This window comes from Streptococcus australis, assembly GCF_019930045.1.
GTDB classification, from domain to species: domain Bacteria; phylum Bacillota; class Bacilli; order Lactobacillales; family Streptococcaceae; genus Streptococcus; species Streptococcus australis_D.
Genome location: NZ_JAHZQQ010000063.1, coordinates 1 through 8,656, shown reverse-complemented (window position 1 = coordinate 8,656; position 8,656 = coordinate 1). Strand labels below are relative to the sequence as shown.

Here is an 8,656-nt window from a genome sequence, read left to right as displayed (position 1 = left end):
TTTATGCTGTTTTTCGCAATTCTAGTATATCAGATGAACGTGTCTTTTGTGTTGCACTTCATTTTACAACAGGGCGAAAAATTTTCTTGAATATTTAATGGATATAAATCAATAGTGTCATATTTAATATTTGTATTTTTTAAATCTCGTATATATTTCTCTTGTTCAATATTATTACGATCAGAAATATTAGACACAAAATATAATAGTTTCTGAGCAGGTAAAACATACATCTCATCTATACTATTCTTCCGTAATTCATTAATAAGACTTGATTTTCCTGCTCCATTAGCTCCTATTATAACAGTTGTGGAATCCACTTTCGAAATAAAAGAGAACAATTTAATTACTTTAAAATTCTCTAAAATTTGAGGAAGCATAGAATCATACAGATAAATATCACCACCAAAACAATTGTAGATGCTTTCTAATAAATTCCCACGTAATGTTTTGTACCTTACCGTTACATCATTAGACAAAACTTCTTCATTCAGCTCTTCATTTATAAAAGAAATAAGTGTAAGTAGATGATTATCTACTCGATTATATAAATCTTTTTCATAATCAGCTACCTGACTTAAGTTATCTTGAAACCTTCCCTTTTCAGATTCTAATTTTGCAATTAAATCTTTTTTTGAACTATACATAACTCCTCCTTAAATAAACATATCTTGTAAGAGTTTCTTTTTGAGTGTTTCAAGTTGAGAAATTTTTTCTTGGTGAGCAGTGACGAGGTTATCAAGGTTAGAGAAATAGACGCCGATGGCTTGTTGTTCTTCGAGTGACGGAGGAATTGGGATCCGAATATTTGCGAAGTTTTCATAAAAAAGATATTCCCTCACACTCCCCTCCGTATTCCTTCTAACTTCTTTGTTGAACTCAGGTGATTTTATAAACAGTAGCGCGTAGTTGTTATTTATAGACTTATCTAACGAAAAAATAACATATAAGGAACTTACAATCACTGTTTCATCTAAATCATTAAATGCAATGGATCCGACATTTATACGAGCTGGATTATATGCAAACTCGTTTGGTTCAACTATCTTATATGAAGTTTTTTCAAGATTTTCTAAACGACTTCCATCGAATTGTTCCGATTGAGGAATCAACCCACTCTGGTTGCTAACAGAATATGCAGGATAATCATACCCTTTACTATTTGATTTCCCTCTTTTAGTACTTATGCTCTTAAATTTCTTTATTTCCCACTCACCTTCAAATCCATTCATACGAATCTCAGGAACTGGTTGCCCATCTTTCGGAAACATCTTGGAGAGCATGGTCGCCTTGAGAGATTGGTAGTTGGTGAGATTGTCCTTGTAGCTAGCAAGAAGGTCGTCGAGGGTGCGGAAAAGGGAGCCTATTGCGGATTGTTCCGCTAAATCCTCTGGAATTGTGATAGAAATTCTGGATAAATCTTTTGAATTGATTGCTGGATAACTAGTTCCTGTACACCTTTCTATTACCTTATTTACAAAACCTTCTTCCTGTAATCTTGCAAGAAGAAAAGCGCTATCAACTTTTGGTCGTAATTGAGCATATCCAGTAGAAAAAACATAATTATTTTCATTTAAATCAAATAAATAGTTATTCTTCTGATATGGTCGAACCATTTGATAAAAAACATCCCCTTTTTGTGCAACACGTTGAGCACGCGATGGTGCACTCTCTCGTGTTTCTTCTCTATAGGATACTAACTCCGTTCCTAAAACTGATTCTAAATCTATATATTTAAAATTTTCAGGCAACGATGATTTGGGATTAAATGTTGCAATCTTTGACAATTTCGTTTTAATCAAATTACTTGTATATTTTTTAAATCTAAAATTCGGTATAGAAATATCACTCATAAATATATATCCTTCCTCCTTTTTTAAGAGAAAATCTAGTCTTCTTTTTCCTTGAAATTCCCCTTCTTTTGAATAACTTGGATCGAAGATTTTTTTTATTTGTTGTCTTCAATCTATAAAGTTCTCCAAAAAATGCGTAAGCCATAATTGCTTTTTGTACCAACAAAAAACTAACATTTCTCTCATCAACTAATCCATGCATAAAGATATTTCTATTGAGGGGAAGGTTATCTTCTGAGTAAACACTCTCAATTTCTTTAAATTTCTTAAATAAATTAACTTCAATATAACCTTTTTCATGGTATTCTGATAAAAAAGTAATTTGAGAGACAAGTTCATTTAAAAAATCATCATTATTTGAGGCATTGACAAAATTTCTAAATGACTTTTGTGAAGTTTTTAATTCCGAAAAGTGAATTTTTTGCTCTTGAATTTGAATCTGTGAAAGTAAAAACTCAATTCTTTCTAAACAGAAAATCACCATCATTTTATACATTTTTAAACTTTCAAGATACTCTAATTGCACTATTTCCTTGTATGTTTTTAATGATTTAGGAATAAAGTCATAAACACCTCTTCCTCTTTGTTCATCTAAATATTCGAGATGTGTGTACAAATAGAAATCTGCTTCTGTTTGATTTGTTACATCAGATATAGGCGCAAATTCATCCAAAAACAGTAAAGGAGGGTATATATCAAAATGTAGGCATTTAGCAATTTTTCGCTTATTCTCTTCATCAAGTTGTTTTTGATAATCATTAAAATCAATATTCTTTAAAATATCACCAATATTTTTAAAATTATAGACTGATAATAAACTTGATAATTGTTTGCGAATCGGTTCTAAAATACTAGAATAATCAATTTTGGGAAGAGTTATATTGCTCAATGGTTTTGAGATATTCATAAAACTTTCCTGTATAATTTGATTTGTTTTATTAGAAAATACTGAGACATTACTATTAATACTTTTAGTATTCAGAAATCCTTGAAATGGTGCGATAACAGTAGTAAGAAGATTTGAGCTTATCTGACTAATAGAAAAACTAACATTATCACTTTTAGACTCTGTTTCACCTATAAATAACACCTTTTTACAATATTTATCAAAACTATTTCCAAGGATTTCATTAAATTCTTTTATTAAATCAATTGATCGATTTTCAATATCAGATTTCTCAAAATTATCTCTTCTAAAAACTTCGTTAATATAAAACTTTGACTCGTCTTTATCAAGTAATATTTTCTTTTTTTCTACAAAAGTTTCATCTGAGATTTTTACATTTGTATCCCTATGTAATAAAGTTAAATTACCTAATTTATTCTTGTAACAATCTCCGTTTTCAAAATCACTTTGGGGTATAATATGTTCCAACTGCCAAATCAATTTACCTTTATGATCTAATTCTGTAAAGTCTATTGATCTCCCATTATTTTGAAACTTCTCAATACTAATAAGCAAAAAACGAGTAAAATGAACATGCTTCCCGCTATAATAATTAACTCGTTCTCTCTGTTCATCCTCAACAAATTTCTGAATTACTTTTTTATAGTCATTCAATTTAAAGTAATTGTGCTTCTTTTCCTGTTCCTTAAAATATTTTAGAAATCCATTACCAAAAACTGTTTCAAAACTATCTAATAATTTATCCACGTTCTCTCCTTACCTCCCCACTCTCAGTGGTTCAATCACTTCTTCAATCAGTTGGGTATAGGCTTCTTTGATTTGTTTTTTGTAGCTGAGTGGGTTGAGGGCATCGGCTACTTCTGCTTTGTAGTCTTTGTAGCATTGGCTCTTGGTCAGCTGGCTTTCGCCGGCTTGTTTTTTGGCGCCTTTGCGGTAGTGTTGGATATAGTAGCGCAGCTCGTCGGCTCCTATATACCATTTTTTGGCAAAGCTTACGATATGGCTATCGATGATGGATTCGATCATCTGATCCAAGACTCCGGTGATGGATTGTCCTCGGTAGCGTTCGGGCTCTTCTTGGACTTGAGTCCAGAGGTTTTGGATGATCTCTGCTAGGCTTGGATTGGTTCGGTTCAGGCTCTCGATATAGCTGTCCACGGTTGCGATATCCTTGTCACTGAGTGCTTGCTCATCATTTTCCTCCTGCTGGATCATACTTTGGATCAGCATCAGGATATAAGCATAGTTGATCTCATCGACTTGGACAGACTCCAGCTCATAGTGGATATCTAGCTCATCTTCGTTGCCCACTTCTGGATCCCTGCTCTTGATCTCCGCCAGGATATTTTGATAGAGGCCCAGATAGGCTTCGAGCTGGCTGTCGCTGAGGCCTGTTTCCCGATAGATCTCTTCCTTATCGTACTCTGAGTAGACGCGGATCGAGGCTTGGTACTTGTCAAAGACCTGAAAGGCTTTAGCAACCTTGCGGAGCTGGGCTGTTGGGACCTGCTCGAGAGCGACTCCCCCTTCCTCAAAGTCTGTGACTTGGCCTTTAAACTCTGCCCAGGCTTTTAAGAAGTTGCGCTTCTCTTCTTCCCAGCTTGGGGCCAGGACCTCATTTTCTCCTCCATTGGAGTAGAGCTTGAGGGCATTGTCGACGGCTTCCTTAAAGGCTTGAGGTCGCTGGAAGGTGATGATATGGCCGAAGTGCTTCTTGTCATCAAAGATCCGATTGGTCCGGCTAAAGGCCTGGATCAAGTCCTGTGGGCGCATGGGCTTGCGATCGATAAAGAGCGTAGAAAGACAAGGTGCATCAAAGCCCGTCAAGAGACGATCGACCACGATGACCAGATCCAACTGCTCATTGCGGTAGAGGTACTTGTCCTGCTTTCTGGCCAGGCGATTATTGACATCAGTATTAAAGCCCCGCAGATCCGCTAGGCTAAAATGGGTACCAAACTCTTGGTTGTAGTCCTCCATGACCTGCTTCATGTGGTCTTGGTAGCCGATGGATTCTTCCTCATTTTCAGATACTGAGTAGGTGATGGTGAATTTTGGAAAATCCGGTAAATGCCGTTTGACCCGCTCGGAGACTTTGACCCGCTCCTTGCCAGCGAGAATGCTCTTGAGCAGATTATAGTAAGCCTGCGCTCGTGGGATGGACTTGACCGTCAAAATAGCCTCATAGCTCTTTCCGACCCCTTTAGGGATATTGAGCTGTTGCTGGCTCTTATTGAGGATGGCATCTAGAACCTCTAGCATGTGCTCCTTATCCTCATAGGCCTGGTCTGGGATCTCTTCTTCTAGGAGATCTGATATGATGGTATTGCGGTAGTCGACCTTAAAGCCCAGAACCGCTCCATCATGGATGGCTTCTTTGACCGTGTATTCATGCAGGCGATCACCATACTGTTGGTGGGTTGTCTGAGCCAGGTCTCCCACTTGTTTGCGTTTGTTTTCCTTAAAGATCGGAGTTCCAGTAAAGCCGTACCAGAGGGAGTTTTTGAAGTAGGCCTTGATTTCTTTTTGCGTCTGTGGAGTGACTGCCCGATGGCACTCATCCACGACAAAGGCCACACGCAAATCCTTGATCTTCCCAGCATCCCGCTGGTACTTTCCTTCTTCAAACTTGCGCATCATGGTCGTAATTTTCTGAATGGTCGTGACCACCACGCGCTTGTCATTGCCCCCTAGGCGCTTGACCAGCTCATGGGTATTGTCCGTCTCGTCGATGTCGATGACATCATTGGCCGCATAAGAGAGGAAGGAAGAAGTCGTCTGCTGGTCCAGGTCTCTGCGGTCGACGACAAAGATGGTCTTTTGGATGGCTGGGATCTGCAAGAGATTGCGTGCTACCTTGTAAGAGGTCAGGGTCTTGCCTGAACCGGTCGTATGCCAGATATAGCCCGACTCTTGGCGACGAGAGGCTTCCTGTACAGCCTCGATGGCATGGATCTGGTAGGGACGCAGGAGGATGAGGGCTTTCTTACTATCATCGATGACCGAGTACTGCATGACCATCTGGTGGGCCCGAGGGATGGAGAGGACCTCATGAGCAAAGCTGTTGAGATCGATCATGGGCTGGTTATCCTTGTCCACCCATTTGGTCAGGAATTGCTTATTTAGCTTGCTTTCACGCGCTGCTGCGATATAGCGTGTGTCGACTTTATTGGTCACGACAAACATCTGCAAGCTCGAGTAAATCCCCCGGAACTTGCCTTCACGGTCGTACTTTTTGATCTGGTGAAAAGCATCTAGAAAGGCTACTCGTGGACTCTTGAGTTCGATATGGATGAGAGGCAGGCCATTGATCAAAAGTGTCGTATCGAGTCGTCGATCCTGGTCTAGCGGATAAGCCTTGTCGCGTTCGACTTGATTGACCACTTCATAGCTCGACTTACCAGCTGCGATATTGTCCCGCCAGATGACCGCCAGACGGATGGTCCCTAGACTGGCATCCTCACGTTGAACTTCAACCTTGGCGATGCCATTTTCACCAGCAAGCCACTTGGCTGCTTCATAATAGCTGACAAAGTTGAGCTGGTTCTTGATCTGGCGCTTTTCTTGGTCGGTCAAGGGATGGTCCGCTAGCACAGCGACATTGTTTTGCGCCAGCTTATCAAAAAAATTGTCCCATAACTGGTCTTCATTCTTGAGATCCTCGCGGTAGGTCCACTGACTCTCTCCTGAAGTCAACTGCTGGATCAACTGTCTTTCGATCTCCAGTTCTGGAGTTGCTACTGCCTTCATCCGTCTATCCTTTTCCTGTACATAATCTCCTATTATTATAGCATGTTTGGGAAATAAATTAACGGTTTCAAAGCATTTTGTTGGTTTTTCGCGTAAAAAAACGAACCTATTCTGGTCCGTTTTTTCTTAATCTAATTGAATCCCTTTTTCTGCTAGATTGTCCAGGCATTCTTTAAGGTAAGCGTCCTGATGTTCGGGATAGATAGGGGTGCTCAAGGCTTCCTCTTCCAGCTCTGGATAGGCTGGGCAGGTCTTGCCTCGGTAGGTCGGCTCCCACCACTCTGGGCTTACCTTGTAGCCACGAGCGGTCATCTCCTCCATGATCAGGCGGTGATAAGCATAGAGGCAATAGGGCGAGTAGTCAAAGACATAGTTGACCGTCGCGTGCTTCTTGCCCCAGCCATTGCCTCGAAGGGCGCAGCATTCCCGGTGTTGGCCCAGGAGCTGGGGACGAGGGAGTTTGCTAATCAAGTCTTGGTGCCACAGTCTCATCTATTGACCTCCTAGTAGTGTCGAGTCTTGTAAGTAGCGATTAGGGTAGCGCTCAAGGAGAGTCTGGATTCCCTCGATCAGATCCTCTTGACTAGCTTGGCCATGCTGGTACTTCTCAAGTAGCAACATGAAGTCGGCCTTTTCCTCAGGAGTCGCCTGCTTTTTGAAATAGCCCCAGATATGCTGGAAGGCATTGGATACCTGGCCACGATTTTCCGGCAAGGCCAGCGCTTGCTGGATCAGGTCCTCGACATGACTGACCTCCACCTGGTCTTGCTTGAGGTATTCCCGGATCTCCTTGTAAATGTTGCTGGAATGACTCAGCACCAGGTATTTATTTTTCGCCCATAGGACTTGGCAGTGACGTTTTTGATCCACTCGTGTCTCCTTTTGATCTTCTCTATGAATAGTCCTCCCATTATACCATGGAAATGAGTAAAGTCATAAAAAAAGCGGACCTACTAGGCCCGTTTTTTCTCTCCGCTTTATCTATCAAAGGGAGGCTTTTAACTGTTCTATCTGCTCTTTACTTAAATCGGTGTACTGTTGGACATCTTCGGTGCTAAAGCCATTGGCCAAGAGCCCTTGGGCGATACGAAGGGTAGCTTCTTTTCTTCCTTGTTCTAAACCTTGTTCTAAAGCAATCTTGCCAGCTTCTTCCTTGGTTTCTTTGAGCAAGGTTTCCATACACATATTCCAGTTTTCTCTGAGGCGGATGCGTTCATCTATCATGTCTTTTTCCTCCTTGGTCCAATTGGATGGGATTAAAAGCGACTCTGCTTGTTCGATCACTTGATCTGGTTGATGGCTAAAGGGATGATTCCCGAAGAATTCTAGCCACTGTTGCAATGGGTCACTCACTTGAGTCCCTCTCCTTTCATTATACTTGTCCAATTCTAAAAAGGCAAGTCGCAATAAATTATGACGTTGACTCCCCTTACTATTAGCGAGAAGGGGACCCCCATGGATGGCATGACGCACTTCATACACATTGACAGGAGAAGCCTCATCAGGGAAAATACTCTTCTCCAAGATCGCAATCCCATAGACTGGAACCAGATCCTCGTACATATGATGAGTCTGGCCTATCTTCCGTTTCTTCCGGACATTTTCAATCAACTGGTTGGCCAAATAATAATAAAAACGATTGACAAAGTATTCCTGCTTCATGACTTGAATCTCAATAATGACTTCTAGGCCCGAATCTAATTTTGCTCGTACATCTACAGAAGTTTCAAATGGGTAATCTCCTAAAAAGCCTTGTTCATGAATTTGATTGCCTTCTAAGATTTCTACCGAGCGGATGGGTAAGTCTAGGACCTCTTGGATGAATTTTGCAGTGACATCTGGAATACTAAAAATTTTCTTTGCAATCAGATCCAGAGTGGGTGAAATATGGGGATGGCGTTTGCGCATCTTTTTCCTCCTTTTACATTCTTAATAAGGGAGAACCAACTCCTCCCACACTTATATCATTCGTAAAAAGATTCACTCCCACGAAAAAAAATATGAGACCAGCTCAGACATTAAATATAAACAGACTATTTTTCATAAAACAATCATTGATTTTACAAAAATGCCCTGTTGTAAAATGAAGTGCAACACAAAAGACACGTTCATCTGATATACTAGAATTGCGAAAAACAGCATAAAG

7 protein-coding genes are annotated in these 8,656 nt (G+C 40.3%); all 7 read right to left on the bottom strand.

What is annotated here, in order from left to right; all coding sequences use genetic code 11:
* Window positions 1–29: 29 nt before the first annotated feature.
* Window positions 30–647: a hypothetical protein gene (locus tag K1J10_RS09480; RefSeq protein WP_223357084.1), complete on the bottom strand. Its 618-nt coding sequence runs from the start codon at window positions 645–647 to the stop codon at window positions 30–32.
* Window positions 648–656: 9 nt separating this feature from the next.
* A complete protein-coding gene (locus K1J10_RS09475) occupies window positions 657–1,853 on the bottom strand; it encodes a restriction endonuclease subunit S (RefSeq protein ID WP_223357083.1) in 1,197 nt (398 codons plus the stop codon).
* Complete coding sequence (locus K1J10_RS09470; protein WP_223357080.1) at window positions 1,846–3,507, bottom strand: HNH endonuclease family protein; 1,662 nt, start codon at window positions 3,505–3,507, stop codon at window positions 1,846–1,848. The genes K1J10_RS09475 and K1J10_RS09470 overlap by 8 nt, the downstream gene beginning before the upstream one ends.
* A gap of 9 nt (window positions 3,508–3,516) precedes the next feature.
* On the bottom strand, window positions 3,517–6,510 hold the full coding sequence (locus K1J10_RS09465; protein WP_223357078.1) for a type I restriction endonuclease subunit R: 2,994 nt from the start codon (window positions 6,508–6,510) through the stop codon (window positions 3,517–3,519).
* Between the two features lie 126 nt (window positions 6,511–6,636).
* Window positions 6,637–7,002, bottom strand: coding sequence for a TIGR02328 family protein (locus tag K1J10_RS09460; protein ID WP_223357077.1), 366 nt, complete (start codon window positions 7,000–7,002; stop codon window positions 6,637–6,639).
* Complete coding sequence (locus tag K1J10_RS09455) at window positions 7,003–7,380, bottom strand: YbgA family protein (RefSeq protein WP_223357076.1); 378 nt, start codon at window positions 7,378–7,380, stop codon at window positions 7,003–7,005.
* Window positions 7,381–7,494: 114 nt separating this feature from the next.
* Window positions 7,495–8,418: an Rpn family recombination-promoting nuclease/putative transposase gene (locus tag K1J10_RS09450; RefSeq protein ID WP_223357075.1), complete on the bottom strand. Its 924-nt coding sequence runs from the start codon at window positions 8,416–8,418 to the stop codon at window positions 7,495–7,497.
* Window positions 8,419–8,656: the final 238 nt, after the last annotated feature.